The 22,674-nt window shown below is 75.3% G+C and carries 22 protein-coding genes; 15 read left to right on the top strand and 7 right to left on the bottom strand.

The window, feature by feature from the left end; translation table 11 throughout:
- The first annotated feature begins 22 nt into the window (after window positions 1-22).
- The 3 genes from ACFWPI_RS30030 to ACFWPI_RS30020 are packed head-to-tail and all read left to right on the top strand — an operon-like array spanning window position 23 to window position 3,167.
- Window positions 23-325: a DUF2530 domain-containing protein gene (locus ACFWPI_RS30030; protein WP_063348201.1), complete on the top strand. Its 303-nt coding sequence runs from the start codon at window positions 23-25 to the stop codon at window positions 323-325.
- A gap of 52 nt (window positions 326-377) precedes the next feature.
- Entirely contained in the window at window positions 378-2,852 is a 2,475-nt protein-coding gene (locus tag ACFWPI_RS30025; RefSeq protein ID WP_380374834.1) for an HAD-IC family P-type ATPase, read from the top strand.
- 57 nt (window positions 2,853-2,909) lie between these two features.
- Window positions 2,910-3,167 (top strand): hypothetical protein, encoded by a 258-nt coding sequence (locus ACFWPI_RS30020; protein WP_380374833.1) that lies wholly within the window; start codon window positions 2,910-2,912, stop codon window positions 3,165-3,167.
- Between the two features lie 4 nt (window positions 3,168-3,171).
- Here ACFWPI_RS30020 and ACFWPI_RS30015 read toward each other — a convergent pair whose 3' ends face one another.
- Complete coding sequence (locus ACFWPI_RS30015) at window positions 3,172-6,468, bottom strand: sacsin N-terminal ATP-binding-like domain-containing protein (protein ID WP_380374831.1); 3,297 nt, start codon at window positions 6,466-6,468, stop codon at window positions 3,172-3,174.
- A 176-nt stretch (window positions 6,469-6,644) separates the two neighbouring features.
- A complete protein-coding gene (locus tag ACFWPI_RS30010) occupies window positions 6,645-7,526 on the bottom strand; it encodes a DUF3027 domain-containing protein (RefSeq protein WP_380374829.1) in 882 nt (293 codons plus the stop codon).
- Between the two features lie 582 nt (window positions 7,527-8,108).
- On the opposite strand from ACFWPI_RS30010, the gene ACFWPI_RS30005 reads away from it, so the two are divergent.
- From ACFWPI_RS30005 to ACFWPI_RS29990, 4 genes are all read left to right on the top strand, one after another.
- On the top strand, window positions 8,109-9,476 hold the full coding sequence (locus tag ACFWPI_RS30005; RefSeq protein ID WP_380374847.1) for an MFS transporter: 1,368 nt from the start codon (window positions 8,109-8,111) through the stop codon (window positions 9,474-9,476).
- 72 nt (window positions 9,477-9,548) lie between these two features.
- Window positions 9,549-10,079 (top strand): hypothetical protein, encoded by a 531-nt coding sequence (locus ACFWPI_RS30000; RefSeq protein ID WP_350877487.1) that lies wholly within the window; start codon window positions 9,549-9,551, stop codon window positions 10,077-10,079.
- A gap of 10 nt (window positions 10,080-10,089) precedes the next feature.
- Window positions 10,090-10,854, top strand: coding sequence for a futalosine hydrolase (locus tag ACFWPI_RS29995; RefSeq protein ID WP_380374827.1), 765 nt, complete (start codon window positions 10,090-10,092; stop codon window positions 10,852-10,854).
- A complete protein-coding gene (locus ACFWPI_RS29990; protein ID WP_380374825.1) occupies window positions 10,847-11,698 on the top strand; it encodes a 1,4-dihydroxy-6-naphthoate synthase in 852 nt (283 codons plus the stop codon). The genes ACFWPI_RS29995 and ACFWPI_RS29990 overlap by 8 nt, the downstream gene beginning before the upstream one ends.
- A 10-nt stretch (window positions 11,699-11,708) precedes the next feature.
- Here the strand turns inward: ACFWPI_RS29990 and ACFWPI_RS29985 are convergent, their stop codons facing one another.
- Entirely contained in the window at window positions 11,709-12,092 is a 384-nt protein-coding gene (locus ACFWPI_RS29985) for a cold-shock protein (protein WP_063348207.1), read from the bottom strand.
- 472 nt (window positions 12,093-12,564) lie between these two features.
- On the opposite strand from ACFWPI_RS29985, the gene ACFWPI_RS29980 reads away from it, so the two are divergent.
- Window positions 12,565-12,807, top strand: coding sequence for a hypothetical protein (locus ACFWPI_RS29980; protein WP_063348208.1), 243 nt, complete (start codon window positions 12,565-12,567; stop codon window positions 12,805-12,807).
- A 47-nt stretch (window positions 12,808-12,854) separates the two neighbouring features.
- Here the strand turns inward: ACFWPI_RS29980 and ACFWPI_RS29975 are convergent, their stop codons facing one another.
- The gene (locus tag ACFWPI_RS29975; protein ID WP_363377331.1) at window positions 12,855-13,481 is read right to left on the bottom strand and encodes an HAD family hydrolase; all 627 of its coding nucleotides are present in this window, start codon (window positions 13,479-13,481) and stop codon (window positions 12,855-12,857) included.
- Window positions 13,482-13,581: 100 nt separating this feature from the next.
- Here ACFWPI_RS29975 and ACFWPI_RS29970 point away from each other — a divergent pair, with 100 nt between their 5' ends.
- The 4 genes from ACFWPI_RS29970 (at window position 13,582) to ACFWPI_RS29955 (ending at window position 17,558) form a co-directional block, all read left to right on the top strand.
- On the top strand, window positions 13,582-14,613 hold the full coding sequence (locus ACFWPI_RS29970; protein WP_380374823.1) for a FecCD family ABC transporter permease: 1,032 nt from the start codon (window positions 13,582-13,584) through the stop codon (window positions 14,611-14,613).
- On the top strand, window positions 14,610-15,713 hold the full coding sequence (locus ACFWPI_RS29965; protein ID WP_380374822.1) for a FecCD family ABC transporter permease: 1,104 nt from the start codon (window positions 14,610-14,612) through the stop codon (window positions 15,711-15,713). The genes ACFWPI_RS29970 and ACFWPI_RS29965 overlap by 4 nt, the downstream gene beginning before the upstream one ends.
- Window positions 15,713-16,519 carry an ABC transporter ATP-binding protein gene (locus ACFWPI_RS29960; RefSeq protein ID WP_063348212.1) on the top strand — a complete coding sequence of 269 codons (807 nt, stop codon included), beginning with the start codon at window positions 15,713-15,715 and terminating at the stop codon, window positions 16,517-16,519. Before ACFWPI_RS29965 ends, ACFWPI_RS29960 begins: the two co-directional genes overlap by 1 nt.
- Window positions 16,520-16,586: 67 nt before the next feature.
- Window positions 16,587-17,558, top strand: coding sequence for an ABC transporter substrate-binding protein (locus tag ACFWPI_RS29955; protein WP_380341668.1), 972 nt, complete (start codon window positions 16,587-16,589; stop codon window positions 17,556-17,558).
- Here the strand turns inward: ACFWPI_RS29955 and ACFWPI_RS29950 are convergent.
- The gene (locus ACFWPI_RS29950; protein WP_380374819.1) at window positions 17,521-18,354 is read right to left on the bottom strand and encodes a DUF6597 domain-containing transcriptional factor; all 834 of its coding nucleotides are present in this window, start codon (window positions 18,352-18,354) and stop codon (window positions 17,521-17,523) included. The two genes, ACFWPI_RS29955 and ACFWPI_RS29950, sit on opposite strands and share 38 nt — an antisense overlap.
- Window positions 18,355-18,455: 101 nt before the next feature.
- Here ACFWPI_RS29950 and ACFWPI_RS29945 point away from each other — a divergent pair, with 101 nt between their 5' ends.
- Window positions 18,456-18,899, top strand: coding sequence for a MarR family winged helix-turn-helix transcriptional regulator (locus ACFWPI_RS29945; RefSeq protein ID WP_371517520.1), 444 nt, complete (start codon window positions 18,456-18,458; stop codon window positions 18,897-18,899).
- Here ACFWPI_RS29945 and ACFWPI_RS29940 read toward each other — a convergent pair.
- On the bottom strand, window positions 18,896-20,305 hold the full coding sequence (locus ACFWPI_RS29940; protein ID WP_380374818.1) for an MFS transporter: 1,410 nt from the start codon (window positions 20,303-20,305) through the stop codon (window positions 18,896-18,898). The genes ACFWPI_RS29945 and ACFWPI_RS29940 overlap by 4 nt on opposite strands.
- A gap of 235 nt (window positions 20,306-20,540) precedes the next feature.
- On the opposite strand from ACFWPI_RS29940, the gene ACFWPI_RS29935 reads away from it, so the two are divergent.
- On the top strand, window positions 20,541-21,155 hold the full coding sequence (locus ACFWPI_RS29935; protein ID WP_380374817.1) for a TIGR03086 family metal-binding protein: 615 nt from the start codon (window positions 20,541-20,543) through the stop codon (window positions 21,153-21,155).
- Window positions 21,156-21,207: 52 nt separating this feature from the next.
- On the opposite strand, the gene ACFWPI_RS29930 is transcribed toward ACFWPI_RS29935, so the two are convergent.
- Window positions 21,208-22,086: a LysR family transcriptional regulator gene (locus ACFWPI_RS29930; RefSeq protein ID WP_363377335.1), complete on the bottom strand. Its 879-nt coding sequence runs from the start codon at window positions 22,084-22,086 to the stop codon at window positions 21,208-21,210.
- A 70-nt stretch (window positions 22,087-22,156) separates the two neighbouring features.
- On the opposite strand from ACFWPI_RS29930, the gene ACFWPI_RS29925 reads away from it, so the two are divergent.
- Window positions 22,157-22,519: a nuclear transport factor 2 family protein gene (locus tag ACFWPI_RS29925; RefSeq protein WP_380341650.1), complete on the top strand. Its 363-nt coding sequence runs from the start codon at window positions 22,157-22,159 to the stop codon at window positions 22,517-22,519.
- Window positions 22,520-22,674 lie beyond the last annotated feature (155 nt).

Raw genomic sequence — 22,674 nt, 5'->3', positions numbered from 1 at the left:
GCCGCACCGTACGCTAGGCCCCATGCCCAAGACGCCGCTGCACCCCTCGCCCCCTCCGCTGGAGGCCAACGACGTCGCCATCGTCGGCGGCGGCACGGTGCTGTGGTTCGTCGCCTTCCTGGCGCTGCTCCCCTTCCAGGGCACCCTCTCCGACCACGGCCACGGCACCTGGCCGTGGATCTGTCTCTCCGGCGGCCTGCTCGGCCTGATCGGCCTCTGGTACTGCCGCGCCCGACGGGACGCCATCGCCCGCGACCGCGCCGCCGAGGCCGCGAACCGGGCGGCCGGAGACGACGGCCAGGACCCGGCCACCCAGTCGGACTGAATAGTCCTTTAGTAGCACGCACCGGACATAAGGCACCCGTAGAGTCGGTGCCATGACGCAGCCTGCCCACCCCGCGGAAGAGCCGCCCGGCGACGCCGACCGCCCCGACGGTGCGCACCCCCTCGGGCTGCTGCCCGGCCGGCGCGGCGGACTGACCTCCGCCGAGGTGGCCGAACGCGTCGCGCGCGGACAGGTCAACGACGTCCCCGTACGGTCCAGCCGCTCCGCCAAGGAGATCGTCCGGGCCAACGTCTTCACCCGCTTCAACGCGATCATCGGCGTGATGTTCGGGATCATCCTGATCGTCGGCCCGCTCCAGGACGGCCTGTTCGGCCTGGTCATCGTCGCCAACACGGCGATCGGCATCATCCAGGAGCTGCGCGCCAAGAAGACCCTGGACAGCCTGGCCCTGATCGGCGAGGCCCGCCCCGAGGTCCGCCGGGACGGCACCGTCGAGCAGATCGCCGTCGCCGAGATCGTGCTCGACGACACCGTGCTGCTCGGCATCGGCGACAAGGTGATCGTCGACGGCGAGGTCACCGAGGCGGACGGTCTGGAGATCGACGAGTCGCTGCTCACCGGCGAGCCCGACCCCGTCCTCAAGCAGCCCGGCGACCAGGTCATGTCCGGCAGCTTCGTGGTGGCCGGCGCGGGCGCGTTCACCGCCACCAGGGTCGGCCGCGAGGCGTACGCTGCGCAGCTCGCCGAGGAGGCCAGCCGGTTCACCCTGGTGAAGTCGGAGCTGCGCAGCGGCATCAACAGCATCCTGCGCTTCATCACCTACCTGCTGATCCCCACCGCCATCGGCCTGATCATCAGCCAGCTGGCCGTCGAGGGCCGCGACTGGCGCGAGGCCGTGCGCCGGATGGTGGCCGGGATCGTACCGATGGTCCCCGAGGGACTGGTCCTGCTGACCTCGGTCGCCTTCGCGATCGGCGTGATCCGGCTGGGCCGCAAGCAGTGCCTGGTCCAGGAGCTCCCGGCGATCGAGGGCCTGGCCCGGGTCGACACCGTCTGCCTGGACAAGACCGGCACCCTCACCGAGGGCGGCATGGACGTCGTCGACCTGCGGGTCCTCTCCGACGGCGAGCCCGGCGCCCCCGACCCGGACACCATCAAGCACGCGCTCGGCGTGATGGCCGGCGCCGACGCCCGCCCCAACCCCTCCATGCAGGCGGTCATCGACGCCTACGGGCGCGGCGACGGCGGCGCCCCGGGGGCCGGCGGCGCCCCGGCCGCCGACGGCTGGCGGGTGATCGAGGCGATGCCGTTCTCCTCCGCCCGCAAGTGGAGCGGCGTGCAGCTGCTGGAGCCGCAGGGCGGCGAGGCCAGCTGGCTGCTCGGCGCCCCCGACGTGCTGCTGCCCGCCGGGCACCCGGCGCTCACCGAGGTCGACGAGCTGGGCGCCAAGGGCCTGCGGGTGCTGCTGCTCGGCCGCACCCCCACCCCGCTGGACTCCCCCGACCCGGCCGCCGGGCTCGCCCCGCTCGCCCTGGTGGTGCTCCAGCAGCGGCTGCGCCACGACGCCGCCGCCACCCTGCGCTACTTCGAGGGCCAGCAGGTGCAGGCCAAGGTCATCTCCGGCGACGCCGCGGTCTCGGTCGGCGCGGTCGCCAGCCATCTCGGCCTGCCCGGCGCCGACCACCCGCTGGACGCCCGGACGCTGCCCGCCGAACCGGACGCCCTCGCCGACACCGCCGAACGGACCACCGTCTTCGGCCGGGTCACCCCGCAGCAGAAGCGCCAGCTGGTCGCCGCCCTGCAGTCCCGCGGACACACCGTGGCGATGACCGGAGACGGCGTCAACGACGTGCTCGCGCTCAAGGACGCCGACATCGGCGTGGCGATGGGCACCGGCAGCGACGCCACCAAGGCGGTCGCCCAGATCGTGCTGCTCAACGACTCCTTCGCCACCCTGCCCTCGGTGGTCGCCGAGGGCCGCCGGGTGATCGGCAACATCGAGCGGGTCGCGGGCCTGTTCCTGGTGAAGACGGTCTACTCGGTCCTGCTGGCCCTGCTGGTGATCTTCACCCACTCGCCGTACCCGTTCCTGCCCCGGCACTCCACCGTGCTCTCCACCCTCACCATCGGCGTGCCGGCCTTCTTCCTCGCCCTCGCCCCAAACAACGAGCGGGCCCGCACCGGCTTCGTGAAGCGCGTCCTGCGGCTCGCCGTGCCGGGCGGCGTCATCGCCGGCACCGGCACCTTCGTCGCCTACGCGCTGGCCCGCTCCGACCACGCGACCGACCTCAAGGCCGACACCAGCGTGGCCACCCTGACGCTCTTCCTGATCGCCATCTGGGTGCTCGCCATCGTCGCCCGCCCCTACAACTGGTGGCGCCTGCTGCTGATCGGCACCATGGGCGGCGCCTTCGCCCTGGTCCTGCTGGTGCCCTGGCTGGCGGAGTTCTTCCAGCTCTCGCTGGTCGGCACCCGCGACCCCCTGGTCGGCGTCGGCATCGCGGTGGTCTGCGGCCTGGCCCTGGAGATCGCCTGGCGCTTCATGAAGCGCCGCGGGATGGAGTGAGGCCCTGGCACCCCCGGCCCGCAGCCTGGATGATCGATCGCGGAAGGGGGTGCCGACATGGCCCACACGGGTGGGGAAACCGAGCACGAGACCGGACAGGTGGAGGCGTTCACCGCCTTCCTGGCCGGCCTGCTGGCCGCCGGACTGACGGTCCTGGCCCTGGTGGGCGGCCGCTGGCTGACGAACGCCGGCGAGGTGACCGCCCCGGCGCTGCCGTGGGTGCCGACGGCCGTGAAGGCCCTGGTGGCGGCCGTCTGGCTGGCCACCACCACCGTCGTCTACCTGCGGTTCAAGCGCCGTGGGCGGGCCCGCTGAGCGCTCAGCCCTCGAAGTCCCGCGCCGCGGACAGCTCGTACGCCCGGTCCGGATCGGTGAGCACGGCCAGCACCTCGAACCGCCGGTGCCACTGCCCGACCGACCAGGCGAGCCCGGCCGCCAGGCCCTCCGGGGTGGCCGCGTGCAGCAGCCCGGGCACCGGCGGGAGCTCGAACTCGTCGTCCTCGTCGGCGGCCTCGGCCGCATCCGGGTCGTAGGGCGCCTCCGGGGCGTCCGCCTCGACGTCCCAACGCCAGTCCACGGCGGCGTCGTCGCCGTCCGGGCCGACCACCAGCAGCTCCTCGTGCTCCTCGTAGGCGACCGGGCAACCGGGCAACAGCTCCCGCACCACGGCGGGGACCCGGTGCAGCACGCCCTCGGAGAGCACCCGCCCGCCCGCCACCTCGCTGGCGAGCGAGACGTGCAGCCGCTCGGCGAGGTCGGCGGCGAGCGCCGGGGCGACCGGCACCAGCGGGTACGGGTGCAGGAGCTGGACGAGGTCGGGCGCGTCGGCGACGACCGCCCTGGAGGCGTCGACGACCACCGTGTGGGCCGGCCGGCGGCCGGTGTCCGGGTCGAGCGGCGGCAGCGCCCGCACCACGTCGACCGGTTCGATCCGCTCGATCTCGACCCGGGCCAACGCGCTGTGCAGGCCGTGCAGTTGGCGGTGGCCGAGGTCGGAGGCCGGATCGGTGAGCCGGTCCAGCACCTCGTCCGGGCCGTGCGGTTCGGCGAGCAGCGCGGCCAGCGTGGTGCGCACCCCGAGCGCGTGCAGGAACTGCTCGTCCAGGGTCGTCCGGGCCTCGTCGTAGAGGCCGCGCAGCAGCGGGTCGGCCCCGGCGGCGCGCAGTCCGGCGGGCTCGCGGCCGTCCAGCACCGGGTGGTCGCGCAGCCACCAGGCGGTGTACGGCGGCAGGTCGGTGTAGGAGCCGTCCGGCAGCAGGGTGCGGACGGGGTTGACGACGGCGTCCCGGTACGGCGGGCGGGAGAGCGCGGCGAGCGCCTCGGGCCAGGCGTCGTCGTCGACCAGGTCGAGGTCGCGGACGGCCAGCAGTTCGGCGGCCACCGGCGGGACGCCCGCGACGTCGTCGGCCTGGAGGGCTTCGAGGGCGTCCTCGGCCCAGTCGGCGAGGCCGTCGGGCGCCTCGTCGAGCAGCCCGGTGGGGTGGCCGCCGGCCGCGCGGTCGGCGGGCGCGGTGGGGTCGAGCCGCTCCAGGTCGTCCGGGTCGAGCACCACGTCCTCGGCGCGGACGAGGACGAAGTCGGCGAGCACGCCGACGGCGGTGAGCACCTCCGGGCCCCAGCGCTCCAGCAGCTCGTCGTCCACCCAGCCGGCGTCCTCCTCTCGGGCGAGGGCCGCGAACGGGCTGCCGGGCAAGACGAGTTCACCGGCGCGGGCGGGCTCGCCCTCGTCGTCGAGCAGGGCCAGCCGGGCCAGCCAGCGGTGCTCGCCGGCGGCCGGGCCGGCGACCTTGACCAGCGCCAGGACGGCGTCCGCCAGTTCGAGCGCGGCCTCGACGTCGTCCTCGGCCACCTGGTAGGAGCGGGCGACGGCGGCCCGCACCTCGGGGGTGTCGAGCACCCCGGCCGGGGTCGCGGTGCCGGCGCCGAGCTTGGCGAGCAGCGGGTGGGCCGCCTCGGGGTGGGCGAGCCGCAGGTCGAGGGCGGCGAGCGCGTCGGCCAGCGACTCGGGGTAGCCGGGGAAGGCCGCCCAGTCGGCGTCCTCGGAGGGCAGCAGGACGCGCCGGGGCCCGGTGATGGTCCGGCCGTCGGCGAGCGGGACGGGCAGCGCGCCGAGCGCCTCCGGGTCTGCGGCACCGAGCGCCGCGTACAGGTTGCGCCACCAGGCGGGCTCGCGGTCCAGGCCGCCGAGCTGGTCGACCACGTCGGCCAGCGGCACCCGGCGCACGTTCAGCACCCGCAGCTCGGTGCGGCGCTCCAGCCCGGCCGGCAGCAGTCCGGGGAAGATCGGCGCCAGCGCCTCGACCACCGAGCCGTCCGCCCCCTCCAGCAGGGTGGCGTCCCGGGGGCGCAGCGCGGGCGTGCCCGCCTCGACCGGCGCCGGGTGCGGCAGGAACGGCGTGCCGGGCAGCCGGGAGAGGACGGCCGCGCGGAGCGCGTTGTCGAGCGCGCCCTGGCCGAGCGGCCCGGGGACGAGGCCGAGCGAGCCGAGGTCGGCGCCGCGGGCGCGCAGCAGGTCGGCGTAGCTGTCGGCGGCGCGCTCGGTGAGGAAGTCGGCGAGCGCGCCGGGGGCGACGTGCCGGCGGGTGGAGTCCAGCGGGTAGGAGGCGATGAGCAGCGCGGGCAGGCCGATCGGCTCGTCGCTGGGCGTGGGCGCGTGCAGCACCGGCGCGATGCCGGGCACCTGCGGGGTGCCGTCGGCGGCGACCGGGACGGCCCAGGTGACCGTCCAGTACGGGCGGGCGCGCTCCTCGGTGGGGCGGTCGGCGAGCAGCTCGGCGGCCAGGGTGCCGGTGGCGCCGGCGGTCTGCCAGCGGGTCCGCCGCGGCCGGCCGTCCGCGTCGTCGGTGACGGTGACCTCGGTGACGCCGTCCGGGCGGGGCTCGGCGGCGGCGCGGGTGAGCGTCCGGGTGCCCTCCGGGGTCTCCACCACGACCTCGGCGAGGCCGGGCAGGGTGAGCAGCAGCGCGTCGTCGATGCCGGCGAGCAGACGGCGGGTCAGGTCCTCGGCGGCGGCGTCCCGCAGCGGCAGCACGACCACCGTGTCGTAGCCCTCGGGGGCCGGGCCCTCGGCGGCGAACGGCAGCCGCAGCAGCGGCACGTGGCCGTCCCGGCGGCGCAGTTCCTCGGCCAGCGCGGGCTGCGCCTGGGCCAGCGAGCGGGCTTCGCCGAGCGACCAGCGCACCCCGCCGGCGGCGCCGAGCACGGCGGGCTCGTCGGTGACGGCGAGCACGGCGGCGAAGCCGACGCCGAACCGGCCGACGGCGGGCGTCTCACCGCGCTTGGAGGAGGCGCGCAGGGTGGACAGCGACTCGACGGCGGCCGCGTCCAGCGGGGCCCCGGTGTTGGCGGCGGCGAGCACGCCGTCGGCGAGGGTGAGCCGCAGCCGGCCGGGACCGTGCCCTGCCCGGACCGCCGCGTCGGCCGCGTTCTGCGCCAACTCGACGACCAGGCGGTCGCGGTAACCGCCGAGCGCGAGTTCCTCCTCGGCGTTGGCATCCTCCCGGAACCGGGCCGGCGAGGCGGCCCAGGCGTCCAGCACCCGCCGGCGCAGCGCGGCGCTCCCGAAGGGGTCCGCGAGGTGCTCGTCCGTGCTGCTGCCGATGATCCGAGGTTCCACTGGACCTGCCGCCTTCCGCCGCCCTGTACTTCGTACGGGGGGCATTCTCCCCCGCCCCGGCCGCTGCTCCGGACCGCGCCCCCGCCGCCGAGCCCCCGCAGGGCCCCCACCCGCACGAACGCCGCGGCCCGCCACACCGGTTCGGTGGGGCGGGCCGCGAGCGACGACAGGTCCGGTCAGGAGTGCCCGAGCTCCTCCGCCGGGGCGTCCGGCTCGACCGAGCCGGAGGTGCGGTCCGGGTGCAGCTGCATCGGCTCGACCACCAGCTCGTCCAGGATCAGCTCGGACGGCGCCGGCGGGGCCGGGATGACGGCCGCCTCGGAGTGCCCGCCGCAGCCGTACGCGAAGGAGACGATCTGCCCGTCCGCCGGCCCGAACTCGTTGCCGCACACGCCGAAGGCCTGTCCGAGCGAGCCGCCGATCGGGATCAGGAAGCCGCAGCTGCCGCACGCGGCGGGCGCGGCCTGCGCCATCGGCGTCTGCGAGCCGTGCGCCTTCTCCCAGCGGTCGGCGGCCAGGTGCAGGCCGAGCCGGGAGAGCACCCGGCTGCGGCCCATGCCGAGCTCCTCGGCAACGGCGTTGATCTGGGCCCGGGCCGGGGCGGGCTGGATGCCCGGGTCGGTGACGACCACGTCCTCCTCGGCCGCGAGGGCGACCGCGGAGTTCGGGGCGGGCTCGTCCTCGCCGCTCCAGCCGGGTTCCAGGCGCGCGTCGTCGGCGTCTGTGGGCAGCAGGTCGCCCGGGCCCATGTCGCCGGGGCGCAGCCGCTCGCTCCACGGCACCCACTGGGGGGCGAGGACGGCGTCGGCGCCGGGCAGCAGGACGACCTCGTCGAGGGTGACGTTCTTCGCCCGCGGGGCACGGGCGACGGTGACCGCCCAGTGCCAGCCACGGTAGGCGGCGTCCAGGCACTCGAAGGTGTGGGTGACGACGCGGTCGGCGTCCGCCTGGGCGCCGAGATGTGGTCCGACGGTCTCCGGGCCGACGGCCTCCTCGGCCGCCTTCCGGGCGAGTTCGACGGCCTCGGCACAGAGCCGATCGGGGGTACGGCTTCGCATCGCAGCACTCACGGCGTCGATTCTCTCCCAGTTCTTCTGTCGCCCACGGCGTGTTGCCTGTTCCGTCGCGGCTCGATAGTCCCTTGTCCATTCTGCGCGACCAGAGGCCGCCGCGGATACCGGCCGCGCCGCTCGTCCGGGCCTGCCGGCGCCCCGGCGCTCGGCACGCGGCCCCTGGGCAGGCTACCCGCCGGTCGGCGCCCCAGCACAGTCCGGGGCGGTGGCGGCCGTTCCGGGGCCGCGCCGAGGGGGGTGGATTCCCGCGTCACTGCGGCGATTCTGGGGCAGGATGGGCATGTGGCGGACGAGGACCCGTCGCAGCACGCACTGCACGCCTCGCAGGCCGGCAGCCCCGACCAGGCGGACGCCGTGCCGCGACAGCAGTCTCCGGCCCCCACTGCGGGCGAACCGCAGCCGGGGGGCGATTTCGAGTCGTCCACCGCCCCCGTGAGCCTCGTCAAGACCGGCGCCGCGATCGCCACCGCGACCGGCACCGGCGCGGATCCGGCCGTCCACGCCCGGCAGCTCGCCGCCCTGGACGGGGACCCTGGCGAAGAGGACCCCGAGCCGAGCCGCAACGTCCTGGTCCGGACCGCCTCCGCCGCCGGCGCCCGCACCGGCCGGGTGGTGCACGGCACCGGCCGCCGGATCCGCAAGGCCACCTCCGCGGAGGGCGCGGGCGAATCCGGCCTGGCGAAACTGATCGAACTGCACGCGCTGAACTCCTTCGGCGACATGCTGATCACCGTCGCGCTGGCCTCGACCATCTTCTTCTCCGTGCCCACCGGCGAGGCCCGCGGCCGGGTGTCGCTGTACCTGCTGATCACGATGGCCCCGTTCGCCCTGCTGGCCCCGGTGATCGGCCCGCTGCTGGACCGGCTGCCGCACGGCCGCCGGGCGGCGGTGGCGATGTCGATGCTGGCCCGGGCGGTGCTGGCCTGGACGATGGCCGGGGTGATCACCGGCGGCGGTCTGGCGCTGTACCCGGAGGCGCTGGGCGTGCTGGTGGCGTCCAAGGCGTACGGGGTGGTGCGCAGCGTGGTGGTGCCGCGGCTGCTGCCGAGCCGGCTGTCGCTGGTGAAGGCGAACTCCCGGGTCACCCTGGCCGGGCTGCTGGCCACCGGGGTGGCGGCCGGGGTGGGCGGTCTGCTGCACCTGATCGGGCCGGGCTGGCCGCTGCGCGGCGCGTTCCTGGTCTTCGTGATCGGCACCCTGATGGCCTTCCACCTGCCGCACGCGGTGGACTCCGCCAAGGGCGAGCAGCGCGCCGTCCTGCACGCCGAGGTCCACGGCGAGGTCCACGACGGGGTGCACGGCGAGCGGGCGCCGGAGGACGCCAGGGCCCCGAAGGCCTCGCTGCGCACCGTCGGCCCCTCGGTGATCCTGGCGCTGCGGGCGATGTCGGCGCTGCGCTGGCTGGTCGGCTTCCTGGTGATGTTCCTGGCGTTCCTGCTGCGCGACGAGCCGATCGGGGGCCTGCGGCCGACGCTGGCGCTGGGCCTGGTGGCGCTGGCGGCGGGGACGGGCAACGCGCTGGGTTCGGTGCTGGGCTCCTGGCTGCGCACCCGGGGCCCGGAGGCGACGGTCACCGCGATGCTGCTGCTGGCGACCGGCGCGACGGCCGCGGCCGCGCTCTGGTACGGCGTGGTGACGGTGGTCCTGGTCGCCGGCGTGGCCGGGGTGGCGGCCTCGCTGGGCAAGCTGTCGCTGGACGCGCTGATCCAGCGGGACGTCCCGGAGGCGGTGCGGACCTCGGCGTTCGCGCGCTCGGAGACGCTGCTCCAGCTGTCCTGGGTGGCCGGCGGCGCGGTCGGCATCCTGCTGCCGCTGAACGGCGTGCTGGGTCTGTCGGTGGCCGCCGGGGTGGTGGGCCTGATGCTGCTGTGGACGGTCCGCACGCTGTTCCGGGTGGGCCTGCGGCGGCGCCCGGCGGCGCCCAGGGTGGCCTGAACCGGCCATGGGCAACACGCGGTGGCCGACCCCCGCGTAGCGTGATCGGCGAAGCCCGGTAGATTCTGACGCATGAGCCTCAATACCCGTGCCATCGCCGCCCTCGGCGCCGTCGTCGTGGTCGGTGCTGCCACGGTCGGCACGTCCGTCGCCATCGCGAGCGGCCAGACCGAGCACAGCTCCCACCGCGCGACCCTGACGGTCGGCAACTCCTCGATCGTCGCGGACCCGCTGTGCTTCAACGGCGGCAGCCCGATCACGGAGGACCTGCAGCAGGAGTGCCAGCAGAAGGCCACCCAGGCCCTCGCGGAGGGCACCCTCCCGACCTCCGACGTCGTGGTGAGCGACCGGGTCGGCGTCGGTGTCTCCCCGAACGTGGCCGACACGGGCTGGTGGGCCTTCACCAACGGCGGCTCGCAGGGCCAGGGCGGGCGCTTCAGCCTGTTCTCCTACGCCAAGGGCCCGACCTTCTCCGGCTCCCAGCCGGCGAGCCAGGTGCTGAACGCCTCCGGCAAGACCCTGGTCACCGTGGTCGAGGGCGACAAGAACTCGGACAACCCGGTCGCCGTCTGGTACTTCCAGCTGAACACCCAGGACAGCTGACGTTCCCGCGATGACCGCACACGCCGTCGCGGACGAGCGCAGCGAGCAGTCGGGCCCCGACCGGGCCCGGCTGCTCGTCGTCGTCGCGGTGCCCGCCGAGGCCGAGGCCGTCCTGCGCGGCCTGCCCGGCCCGGCCACCGTGCTGCCGCTGCCCGGCGGTGCGCTGCACCGGGCCGCGGGCGCCCCGGTGGACGTCCTGGCGGGCGGGGTCGGCCCGGCGGCCGCCGCGGCCGCCGCCTCCGCCGCGCTGGGCGCGCAGACGGCCTCGGGGGGCCGCTACGGCCTGGTCGTCTCGGCCGGGATCGCCGGCGGGTTCGCCCCGCACGCCCCGGTCGGCACCACCGTGCTGGCCGACGCGATCGTCACCGCCGACCTCGGCGCCGAGACCCCCGAGGGCTTCGCCGACGTCACCGAACTGGGCTTCGGCACCGTCCGGCACAACCCTCCCCCGGCCGCCGTCGCGCTGGCCGCCCGGGCCCTGGGCGCCGCCACCGGCCCGGTGCTGACCGTCTCCACCGTCACCGGCAGCGCCGAGCGGGCCGCCGCACTGGCCGCCCGCCACCCGGGCGCCCTGGCCGAGGCGATGGAGGGCTTCGGCGTGGCCGAGGCCGCCGCCCGGTACGGCGTGCCGGTGCTCGAACTGCGGACCGTCTCCAACCCGGTCGGCCCGCGCGACCGGGCCGCCTGGCGGATCGGCGAGGCGCTGGCCGCCCTGGAGCGGGCCTTCGCCGCACTGCCCGTCCACGAACTGATCGAGGAGGCCGGCCGTGGCTGAACGGCTGAGCATCGCGTACTCGCCCTGCCCGAACGACACCTTCGTCTTCCACGCCTGGGCGCACGGCCTGGTGCCCGGGGCGGACGCCCCCGAGGTGACCTTCGCGGACATCGACGTCACCAACGGCCTGGCCGAGCGCGGCGAACTGGACGTCCTGAAGATCAGCTACGGCGCGCTGCCCTGGGTCCTGGACGAGTACACCCTGCTGCCCTGCGGCGGCGCGCTCGGGCGCGGCTGCGGCCCGCTGGTGCTCACCCGGCCGGGCACGGACGCCCCCGCGGACCTCACCGGGAAGACGGTGGCGGTGCCGTCCGAGCGCTCCACCGCCTACCTGCTGTTCCGGCTCTGGGCCGCGAAGGCGGTGCCGGGCGGCTTCGGCGAGATCGTCGTCCTGCCGTTCCACGAGATCATGCCCGCCGTCCGGGACGGCCGGGTGGACGCCGGCCTGGTGATCCACGAGGCCCGGTTCACGTACCGGCAGTACGGCCTGCACAGCCTGGCCGACATGGGCGAGGCCTGGGAGCAGGAGACCGGCCTGCCGATCCCGCTCGGCGCGATCGTCGCCCGGCGCTCGCTCGGCGCCGAACGGCTGCGCGCGCTCACCGACGCCGTCCGCGCCTCCGTCCGGCAGGCCTGGGCGGACCCGGACGCCAGCCGGGAGTACGTGCTGGCGCACGCCCAGGAGATGGACCCGGCCGTCGCCGACCAGCACATCGCCCTGTACGTGAACGAGTTCACCGCGGACCTCGGCGAGGAGGGCTACGCGGCCGTCCGCGCGCTGCTCACCCGGGCCGCCGCGGAGGGGCTGGTGCCCCCGCTCGACCCGGGTGCGCTGGCGTTCTGATCCCCCTCGGTCAGACGTCGAACTGGTCGGCCACCGCGCGCAGCAGGCCGGCCAGCTTCTGGCCGGTCGCCTTGGCCGGGTAGCGGCCGTGCTGGAGGCCCGGCAGCACCGCGTCCAGCGTGGTGATCAGGTCCTGGACGATCGGCGCCATGTCGTCGGCGCTCTTGCGCTGGGCGGCGGCCACCGACGGCAGTGCGTCCAGCAGTTGCACGGCCATCGCCTGGTCGCCGCGGTGGCCGGCGACCACGCCGAACTCGACCCGCTGGCCCGGCTTCAGCACGGTGACACCGGCGGGCAGCGCCTTGGTGTGGACGAAGACGTCGCCGCCGTCGTCGCGTGACAGGAAGCCGAAGCCCTTCGTCTCGTTGAACCACTTGACCTGGCCGGTGGGCATCTCGACAGTCCTCGAATGGGTGTGAGGGATCCCGGCCCTGGCCGGGGATCACTGGGTGGTGGGGAAGGCAGCCGACCTCGGCTCGGCGCCCGCGGGCGCTCATGGTCAGCACGCTGTCAGGAGCAGACTAACGGTCCGTCACTGCCTCATCCGCGTTCCGCGAAAGATCCGCGTTCCAAGGCCCGTTGGGGGCGGTACGGGCGCGGCGTTCTCGCGATCACGGGCGACCCGGTACTGGCACAGCCGGGGCGCGGCTCAGCACGGTCCATCGACTCACACCCCCGGGTCTGAGGAAACGGGGCGCACGTGTCGCACCCCTCGGCACCCCCTGCATACCCCCGCCCAGCAGGGATCAAAACGTTCAGCTTCCGAGAAACTGCGCAACGTGACCGGACCGCTCCGGTGACGGGGCCCGGCGGCCGCTCTGCCAGACTGGACCGACCGCCCGACCAGCCCCGAGGAGCGAGCAGACGTGAGCAGCCAGAGCGCCGATCCCGGCGACGTGTACGTCAAGGCCGGGACGATCGTCTTCGGTCTGGGCGCGCTCGCCACCCTGGTCACCTTCGTCCCGCTGTTCCTGCACCTGACGCCGCTGCCGACGGCCGCGTACTGGCTGAGCATGCTGATGCCGGCGGGCTTCCTGGCCGCGCTGACCGGGCTGTTCCTGAACGCGCGGGCCCAGCGCCGCCGGGTGGAGTCCGCGGCCGCGTCCTAGAACGCGGCCCCGGGACCCGGCCCCAGGGCGTGCCCCGGGGCCGCGGCTCAGCCGGCCAGGTGGGCGTCGAGCCAGGCCGGGAACCCGGTGAGGTCCGCCAGCACCACGTCCGCCCCGGCCGCGCGCAGTTCGTCCGCGCTGTACGGGCCGGTGGCCACGCACACCGCGACGGCGTCCGCGTGCCGGGCGCCCCGGATGTCGCCGAGGTGGTCGCCGACGTAGACGCTCGCGCCGTACTCGCGCAGCGCCTCGCCCTTGGTCTCCGCCCAGAGGTCGCCGACCAGCGCGTCCGCGTGCAGCCCGGCGTGCTCCAGGTGGAGGCGGGCGTTCGGCTCGTACTTGCCGGTGATCACCGCGACCCGGCCGCCGTGGTCGCGGACCGCCTCGACGGCGGCGTGCGCGCCGGGGAGGGCGACGGTCGGGGCGAAGGCGAGGTCGCGGTAGAGCTCGCGGTAGCGGGTGGCGGCGCGCTCCACCTCGTCCTCCGGGAACCAGTTGCGGATCTCGTCCAGCAGCGGCGGGCCGAGCCGGGTGACCACCAGGTCGGCGTCGATGCGGGCGCCGGTCTCGGCCGCGAGCGCCAGGTAGGTGGCGTGGATCCCCGGCCGGGTGTCCAGCAGCGTCATGTCGAGGTCGAAGCCGACGGTGAGCGGGGCGGTGCGGGTCTCGGGCATGCCGCCAGGCTATCCAACGGGCGGTTCGGGGAGCCGGGGCAATTTGCCCCGGCTTCCGACGGGAACTTAGGTTTACCTGAGTTGTCTGCGGAGAGGGCCCATGACCGACACCACCGCGCCACCCGGCGCGCGACGGACGGCGCGCCGCCGAATACTGTGGCTCGCCGCCGCGCTGGCCGTCCTGGCCGCCGCGGTGCTGCTGAGCCTGGCGGTCGGCAGCCGCACCATCCCCTTCGGCGACACCCTCGACGCCCTGCTGCACTGCGGCGACACGGCCAACGCCGTCGTCGTCCGCGAGCTGCGGGTGCCGCGCACCGTCGTCGGGCTGGCCGTCGGCGCGGCGCTCGGCCTCGCCGGGGCCGTCATGCAGGGCCTCACCCGCAACCCGATCGCCGACCCCGGCATCCTCGGCGTCTCCCAGGGCGCGGCGGCCGGCGTGGTCCTCGCCATCTCCGGCTTCGGCGTCTCCACCCTCACCGGCTACGTCTGGTTCGGCTTCGCGGGCGCCGTGATCGCCACCGTGCTCGTGTACGGCCTGGCCGGGCGCGGCCGGGGCGGGGCCACGCCGATCAAGCTGGCGCTGGCCGGCTCGGCGATGTCCGCGTTCATCGCCTCGCTCAACACCATGGTGCTGACGACCGACGCGGCCACCATGGACCAGTTCCGCTTCTGGCACGTCGGCTCGCTCTCCGGGCGGACCTCGGACGTGGCCTGGCAGCTGCTGCCGTTCCTCGCCGTCGGCACGGTGCTGGTGGTCGCGGTGGCCCGCGGCCTGGACGCGCTCGCGCTCGGCGAGGACACCGCCAAGGGCCTCGGTGCCAAGACCGGCCTGGTCCGGGCGGTCGGCGCGCTCGGCGCGACGGTGCTGACCGGCTCGGCCGTCGCGGCCGCCGGGCCGATCGCCTTCGTCGGCCTCGCCGTCCCGCACGCGGCGCGGGCCGTCGCCGGCGCGGACCACCGCTGGGTGCTCGCCTTCTCCGCCGTCCTCGGCCCGGCCCTGCTGCTGCTCGCCGACACCCTGGGGCGGGTCCTCTTCCCGCCGTCGGAGGTCCCGGCGGGCGTGATGACGGCGCTCGTCGGCGTCCCGGTCCTGGTCGCGCTGGTGCGCCGCCGGAAGGTGGTCGCGTCATGAGCGCGCAGGGCGGGCGAACCGTCGGGCGCGGCGCCGTCTCCCCGCGCGGGTACGCCGTGCTGCGGGCCGGGCGGGCGTCCGTGCTGCTGCACCGCCGGTCGGCGGTGGTGGCGCTGGGCCTGCTGGTCGCGCTGGCCGGGACGGTCGTCGCCTCGCTCTGCCTGGGCGAGTCGGCCGTGTCGCCGGTCGAGGTGGTGAAGGTGGTGCTCGGGCAGCCGAGCCCGCACGAGCTGGTGGTCGGCGAGTTCCGGCTGCCCCGGGTGGTCGTGGGCCTGCTGGTCGGCACGGCGCTGGGGCTGGCCGGGGCGCTGATCCAGACCGTCGCCCGCAATCCGCTGGCCAGCCCCGACGTGGTGGGCGTGACCTGGGGCGCGACCGCCACCGTCGTCGGGCTGATGGCGTACGGCGTGGTCGGCTCGACCGGTCAGGCCCCGTACGCGGCGGTCGCGGGCGGGCTGGTGGCCGGGCTGCTGGTGTACGCGCTGGCATGGCGGCGCGGCCTGCACGCGCAGCGCTTCGTGCTGATCGGGATCGGGATCAGCGTGGCCCTGTCCTCGCTGACCTCCGTGTTCCTGACCAAGGGCGACGGCTTCCAGGCGCAGGCCGCGAAGGTCTGGATGACGGGCAGCCTGAACGGCGCCGGCTACGACCAGGCCGGCTGGCTGGCCTGGGTGCTGCTCGCCGCCGTGCCCGTCGCCTTGTGGGCGGCGCGGGCGCAGCGCTCGATCTCCTTCGACGACGCGACGGCCGTCGGCCTGGGCCTGCGGCTGGACCGGATCCGCCTCGGCATGGCGCTGCTGGGCATCGTGCTGGCCTCGTGCGCGGCGGGCGCCGCCGGGCCGGTGGACTTCGTGGCGCTGATGGCGCCGCAGATCGCGCTGCGGCTGGTCCGGTCCGCGCAGGTCCCGCTGTTCTGCTCGGCGCTGACGGGCGCGCTGGTGGTCGTGCTGGCCGATCTGATCGCCCGGCGGCTGATGGCGCCGACCGAACTGCCGGTGGGCGTGGTGACCGGCATGGTCGGCGCGCCGTACTTGATGTGGCTGCTGATCCTCCCCCGAACTCCGTTCGGGGGTACCCCCATCCGTCGTGGAGGTTCCTGATGTCCGCTCACCGACTGGAGGCCCGGGGCCTCACCCTGGCCTACGAGGCGCGCACGGTCGTCGAGGGCCTGGACGTCGGCATCCCGGACGGGCGGGTGACGGTGATCGTCGGCCCGAACGCCTGCGGCAAGTCGACGCTGCTGCGGGCCCTGGGGCGCCTGCTGAAGCCGGTCCGGGGCGCGGTGCTGCTGGACGGCGAGGAGCTGGCGCGGATCCCGACGAAGCGGATCGCCCAGCGGCTGGGGCTGCTGCCGCAGTCGCCGACGGCGCCGGAGGGCATCTCGGTGGCGGACCTGGTCTCGCGGGGCCGCCAGCCGCACCAGAGCTGGTGGCAGCAGTGGTCGCCGGAGGACGAGGCGGCGGTGACGGAGGCGCTGGAGCGGACGTCCACGGCGGAGCTGGCCGAGCGCAGCATGGACGAGCTGTCCGGCGGCCAGCGGCAGCGGGCGTGGATCGCGATGGCGCTGGCGCAGGGCACGGACATCCTGCTGCTGGACGAGCCGACCACCTACCTGGACATCGCGCACCAGGTGGAGGTGCTGGACCTGGTCCGCCGGCTGAACGTCGAGCGCGGCCGCACGGTGGTGGCGGTGCTGCACGACCTCAACCAGGCGGCCCGGTACGCGGACCACCTGGTGGCGATGCGGGACGGCCGGGTGGTGGCGCAGGGCGCGCCGACCGAGGTGGTGACGGCGGAGCTGGTGCGGGAGGTGTTCGGGCTGGAGTCGGTGGTGGTGCCGGACCCGGTGACGGGCACGCCGTTGGTCGTTCCGGGGGCCCCGTGGGCGGCGGCCGTGGACGCCTGACGGCAATTTCACACCAAACCGGACATAATCGGCGCGCCCCCGAAGCCTCACCGCCTGAGGACCGCCGATGCACCGGATCGCCCGCCGTTCGTTCCTCGCCGGTCTCGGCGGGGCCGCGCTCGCGGCCTGCACCACCCGGCGGCCGGCGCCGCCGACCGCCGACGGCCTGGGCGCGGCCGCCTCGCCCACCCCGGTGCCGCCGGTCACGGTGGACACGGCCACCGGGCCGGTGCTGGTGCCGGGCGAGCCGCTGCGAGTGGTCGTCCTCGACACGGACGTGCTGGACTCGGCGCTGACCCTCGGCATCACCCCGGTCGGCGCCGCGCTGCCGGCCGCCGACATCCGGTTCCCGAGCTACTGGCCGGCCTCCCGGGTCGCCGGGATCCACCGGGTCGGCCTGGCCGGCGCCCCGGACCTGGTCGCGATCCGGGCCCTGCGGCCGGACCTGATCCTCTCCAACCAGGCGCGCGACGGCGACCGCTACGACCAACTGCGGGAGATCGCGCCGACCGTACTCACCCAGACCACCGGCGCGCCGTGGAAGGCCGACTTCCAGGTGCACGCCCAGGCGTTGAGCCGGGAGGCCGCGGCGGCGGCCTTCGTCTCCTCGTACCAGCGGCACGCCAACCAGGTGGTGCAGGCCCTGTCGGCGGCGAAGGCGTCCGGCCGGAAGGTGAGCCTGGTGCGGTTCGTGGAGGGCGGCGGGATCCGGCTGTTCGGGAAGCAGAGCTTCCCCGGGATCGTGCTGTCGGACGCCCAGGTGGGGCGGCCGGACGCACAGAACGTCGACCAGTCCGACGTCGAGATCCCGCTGGACCAGATCGCGAAGGCGGACGGCGACCTGCTGCTGTACGCCACCTCCGGCGACCCGGCCCTGGCCGGCACCGACGCCGCGCTGGAGAGCCCGGGCTGGCAGGCGCTGGGGGCGGTCAAGGCGCACCGGGCGTTCCCGGTGGACGACCAGCTGTGGTTCCAGGGGATCGGGTACACCGGCGCCAACTTCATGCTGGCCGAGCTGCAGCGCTTCCTGGAGGCGTGACCCACCGCGCGGCGTCGGCGTAGCGGGCCGGGGAGGTGCCGACGGCGGCCGTGAAGTCGCGGGTGAGATGGGCCTGATCCGCGTACCCGAGTTCGGCCGCGAGCGCCGCCAGGTCCAACGCGCCGCCCGCGTCGGCGCGTTCGGCGGCCTCGTGGAGGCGGGCGCGGCGCAGCACCCACTTCGGGGAGGCCCCGACGTACTCGGCGAACAGCCGCTGGAGCCGGCGGACGGTGAGGCCCAGCTCCCGCGCCAGGTCGTCGACCCGGCACAGGTCGGGGGTGCCGGTGATCCGCTCCACCATGGCGGCGACCTCCTGCGCGACCGGGTCGGGCGCGGGCAGCCGGGGCAGCAGGAAGGCGTCCGCGAGGGCGGCCTGGTCCCGCGGCCGTTCACCGAGCACGTCCTCGTTGAGCCGGTCCGCCTCGGGGCCGAAGTAGGCGGCCGCGGGCACCGACCGGTCCGCGAGCCCGGCCACCGGGTGCCCGGCGAACGAACGGAACGCGCCCGGCCGGAACTTCACTCCCAGCACGTGCCCGGCGCCCTCCAGGCGGCGGACGAAGAGCGACCGGTCGACCCCGTAGACGCGGGCCCTCGGGGCCTCGAAGACCAGGTGCACGTTCGGGTGGGCGAGCACCTTCTGCTCGTACGGGGGCCGGCCGCGCAGGTCCCAGCGGACCAGCCAGTAGAACTCGACGAAGCGCGCCACGGCGGGGGCGGGCGCGCGCCGCTCCACCCTGATCGCCTCCGCCGCGCGGGCGGGGTGGAGCACGCCGCGTCCGAGGTCGGGAGAGTCCATACCCGCCAGGCTAGGCCTTGTCCGGTATGGACTCTCCGGGCCCGCGACGCCCGGGTTCCGGCGCCGGTCGGGGCGGCCGCACCCTGCCATAAGCTGGCACGGTGAGTAGCGAACCGGCCCCGCCCGAGGACACCGCCGTCGAGCTGATGCGCGCGATGACGCGGCTGCGGGCACGGCTGCGCACCGAGGCCCCGATCGACGACCTGCCGTGGAACTGGTCGCACCTGACCACCCTGCACCGCGTCGTGCAGCAGGGCCCGGCGACCGTGACCGAACTCGCCCAGGCCGAGCACGTGCGCCGCCAGTCCATGGCGGAGACCGTGGCCGCGCTGCGGGCCGGCGGCCTGGTCAGCGCCGCCAAGGACCCGAACGACGGGCGCAAGTCCCTCTTCAGCGCGACCCCGGCCGGAGCCGACCTGTGCGAGCGGATCCCGGCGGCGCGGGAGGCGTGGCTGGCCGAGGTGATCGGCTCCACCCTCCGGGCCGGCGAGCGCAAGACGCTCGACCGGGCCGCCGAGATCATGAACCGCCTGGCGGACAGCTAGGACTCGGCGAGTCGCCGGTCGCAGACGGTCAGGACGAGGAGGAGGGCGGAGATCGCGACCAGCACCCAGGCGATGGAGTGCAGGCCGCCGTCGTCCACCCGGTCGTGGAAGGCGGTGCCGGTGATCGCCGCCGAGGCGATGGAGCCGAGGTAGCCGAAGGTGCGCAGCAGTCCGGAGGCGGTGCCGACCGTGGCGGCGGGGGCCTCCTGGTAGAGGACGGTCTGGTTGGCGACCGTCCCGGCGCCGGAGGTCAGTCCGAACACCGCGCTGACGGCGACGACCGCCGCCATCGGGGTGCCGCCGCCCACGAACAGCACGGCCACGGCGCCGAACAGCAGCAGCACCGAGCAGACGATCAACGGCAACCGCACGCCCGTCCGTCGTGCCACCACCCGGGCGGTCACGGCGCTCAGGACGCCCATCGGCATCAGCGCCAGGCCGGCCTGGTAGGCGGACAGCCCGCGGGCCGCTTCCAGCCACTGGGTGAGCCCGTAGAGGATCACGTACGTCCCCATCAGCGTCAGGCCGTTGCGCACGTAGGTGCGGGTCAGGGCCCCGTTGGAGGCGAGCAGCCGGACGTCGAGGAACGGGTGGGCGGCGCGCAGTTCCCAGCCGACCAGCACGGCGGCGAGGACGAGGGCGGCGGCGAGCGCGGGCCAGTCCGGGCGCGGCAGGGCGGAGAGGAAGACCATCAGGGCGGTCAGCGAACCACCGAAGCCCAGCATGCCGGGCAGGTCGAGGCGGGAGGCGAGGGCGCGGGGTGAACCGGGGCGCACCGGGTCGGGGTCCGACGCGATCCCGACCACCGCCAGGACCAGGGCGACGGCGGCGACCGGAATGTTGATCCAGAAGGCGGTCTGCCAGCCGAACCAGCCCACCAGCAGCCCGCCGAGGGCGGGGCCGACGGCGACGGTGGCGGCGCCGGTGATCGCCAGACCGCCGAGCACCCCGCGCGGCGGGGCCTGGTAGCCGGCCTGTTCGGCGCGGCGGCGGATCAGCAGCATCGCGGCCGGGTAGCCGGCCGAGGTGCCCGCGCCGATCAGCACCCGGGCCGCGATCAGGGCGGCCATCGAGTGGGCCAGCGTGCCGACGATTCCGGCCGCGAACACCAGCACGATCCCGGCGATGAAGATCCGCCGGGGCCCGAACTCCTCGGCGAGCCGCCCGGCGGCGGGCTGGGCCAGCGCGCTGGTGAGGTACAGGCAGGAGATCAGGACCGCGGTGTCCCCGACGGGGAGGTGCAGGGCGGCCGCGATGGCCACCAGCGCGGTCGCGATGATCGAGCTGTTGACCGGGTTGAGCGAGGCCCCCAGGTACAGCGGGACCACGAAGCGCGGGCCGAAGGGGTTTCCGGCGGGCGCCGGGGTCGTCTGCCGCGGGGTGCGGGTGTCGCCGGGGAGAGGCATGCCGGGTTCCTTCCGCTTCCTCCGGGACCTCTGCGACGGGGCGGGGCCTGCTGGGGAGATCCCGGCAGAGATGGGCAGGCTGCCTGCTGAATATTAGCAGTCTGCCTGCCTATTTTGAAGGGTTCGCCGTCGTCGGGGCGGGCCGCCGCGAGCCCCGGCCCGACGCTCCTGGTCAGGGCGCCGACCGTCGCGTTTCTTCAAGACCCGGCAGCCCCGACCGGCGCAGGATCGGGGCATGAACGATCACCCCACCCCGGACACCCACCCGCCGCACCCCCTGCACCCCCTGCTGGCCCGCGCCGCCGCGGCCGCCGCACGCGTCGCCGACGGCGTCCCGGCGGACCACCCGCTGGACGGCCCGACACCCTGCACGGACTTCGACACCCGCGCGCTCGTCAACCACTGGGTGCTCTACACCTCGCACGGCCTGGAGCACCGGGCCCGCCGCACCGAACTGCCCAAGGCGCTGGTCGACCACGACTTCACCGCCGACCCCGGCTGGCCCGCCGCCTACGCGGCCCAGCTGGACCGCGCCGTCGCGGCCTGGGCCGACCCGGCCGCCTGGGAGGGGGACGTCGACCTCGGCGGCTCCCCGGCACCGGCGGAGGGCGTCGCCCGGATGCTGATCGCGGAGCTCGTCCTGCACGGCTGGGACGTCGCCCGGGCGACCGGCGGTCGGATCGGGATCGACGAGGAGCTCGCGCAGCTGGTGCTGGAGGTCGTCGGGGAGAACGCCGAGCTGTACCGCCAGTACGGCGGGTTCGCCACCCCGGTGGCGGTGCCGGACGGCGCCCCGGCGCTGGACCGCGCGCTGGCCGCCTCCGGGCGCGATCCGCGCTGGAACGCCTGAGCGGCTGAGCGGCTGAGCGCTCAACCGGTTAGCCGGTCAGCCGGTCAGGCCCTCAGCCCGTCGCCCGCAGGGACGCGCGGAGCCGGGCGTGCAGCAGGCGCACGGCCGGCGAGTGCTGGCCGGGCCGGGCGACCAGGCCGAGGCGGGCCCGGACCGGCGCATCGGCGACGGGGACGGTCCGGAGGCCCTCGCCGGCGGCGGAGGAGGGGCTGAGGACGGCGACGCCGGCCCCGCGCTGGGCGAGCCGGAACAGCGTGGCCGGGGAGCTGGCGTCGATGTCCACCCGCGGTTCGAGGCCGAGTTGCAGGCAGGAGTGCTCGTAGGCGGCGCGGATGCCGGTGCCCGGGGAGAGGCAGAGGATCTTCTCGGACGCGAGGTCGGCGAGCCGGAGGGAGGGGCGGTCCAGGCGGTGGCCGGCGGGGACGATGGCGGCGATCGGCTCATCGACGACGACGGTGACGTCCAGGCCGGGGCCGGCCTCCTTGGCGAAACCGATCAGCGCCAGGTCGAGGGCGCCGGAGAGGACCTGCGCCTGGAGCAGCTCGGAGTGGCCCTCGTGCAGGCTCAGTTCGATGCCGGGGTGGGTGCGGCCGAGGTCGGCGACGACGTCGAGGAACGGCGGGATCGCACACCCCATGATCATCCCGAGCCGGACGCGGCCGCGGACGGCGTCGGCGAACTCGGCGGCGGTGTGCTGGATGGCTTCGAGCGTGGCGAGGGCGTCCTTGGCCAGCGGCAGGACGGCCTCGCCGGCGGGGGTGAGGCGGACCCGGCGGCCGGAACGGTCGAGGAGCAGCTGGCCCAACTCGCGTTCCAGCTTGCCGACCTGGGTGCTGATGCCGGACTGGCTCACGTGCAGGCGGGTCGCGGCGGCGGTGAAGGAGCCCTCGTCGACGACGGCCGCGAAGTAGCGCAGCTGGTGCATCTCCATAACCAACGATGATAGCTGGGATCTGATCCATCTGTTGGACGGATGGCGGAGTGCTCGGGAGGATGGAGGCATGACGACGACGAAGACTGCGCGTGAGATTTCCGAGACCTACTTCGCGGCCTGGCAGGCGGGCGACTTCGAGACGCTGCGGGGGCTGCTGGCGGAGGACGTCGACTTCGTGGGGCCGCTGGCCACGGTGTCGGGGGTGGAGAACGCCCTGGCCGGGCTGAAGGGGCTCGGGCAGGTCCTGGAGAAGATCGAGGTGCACGCCCGGGTGGTCGAGGGGGACGACGTGATCACCTGGTTCGACCTGCACACGAGCGTCGCACCGCCGGCGCCGACGGCGAACTGGAGCCACGTGGAGAACGGGCGGATCACCCGGATCCGGGTGACCTTCGACCCGCGGGAGCTGCTGGCGGGCTTCGCCCGCTGAGCGGCTGGGGCGCACCGCGCCGCCGGACCGAGGGACTGAGGGACTGAGGGACTGAGGGGCTGAGGGACTGAGGGACTGAGGGGCTGGGCGATCCGCCGCCGGGCCAAGCAGGGCCAAGCGATCCGACCCACCGGGCCGGATCGCCCAGCCCTGCG

This window comes from Kitasatospora sp. NPDC058492 (genome assembly GCF_042720685.1).
Classification (GTDB): Bacteria; Actinomycetota; Actinomycetes; order Streptomycetales; family Streptomycetaceae; genus Kitasatospora.
This window is presented reverse-complemented; position numbering and strand designations above follow the sequence as displayed.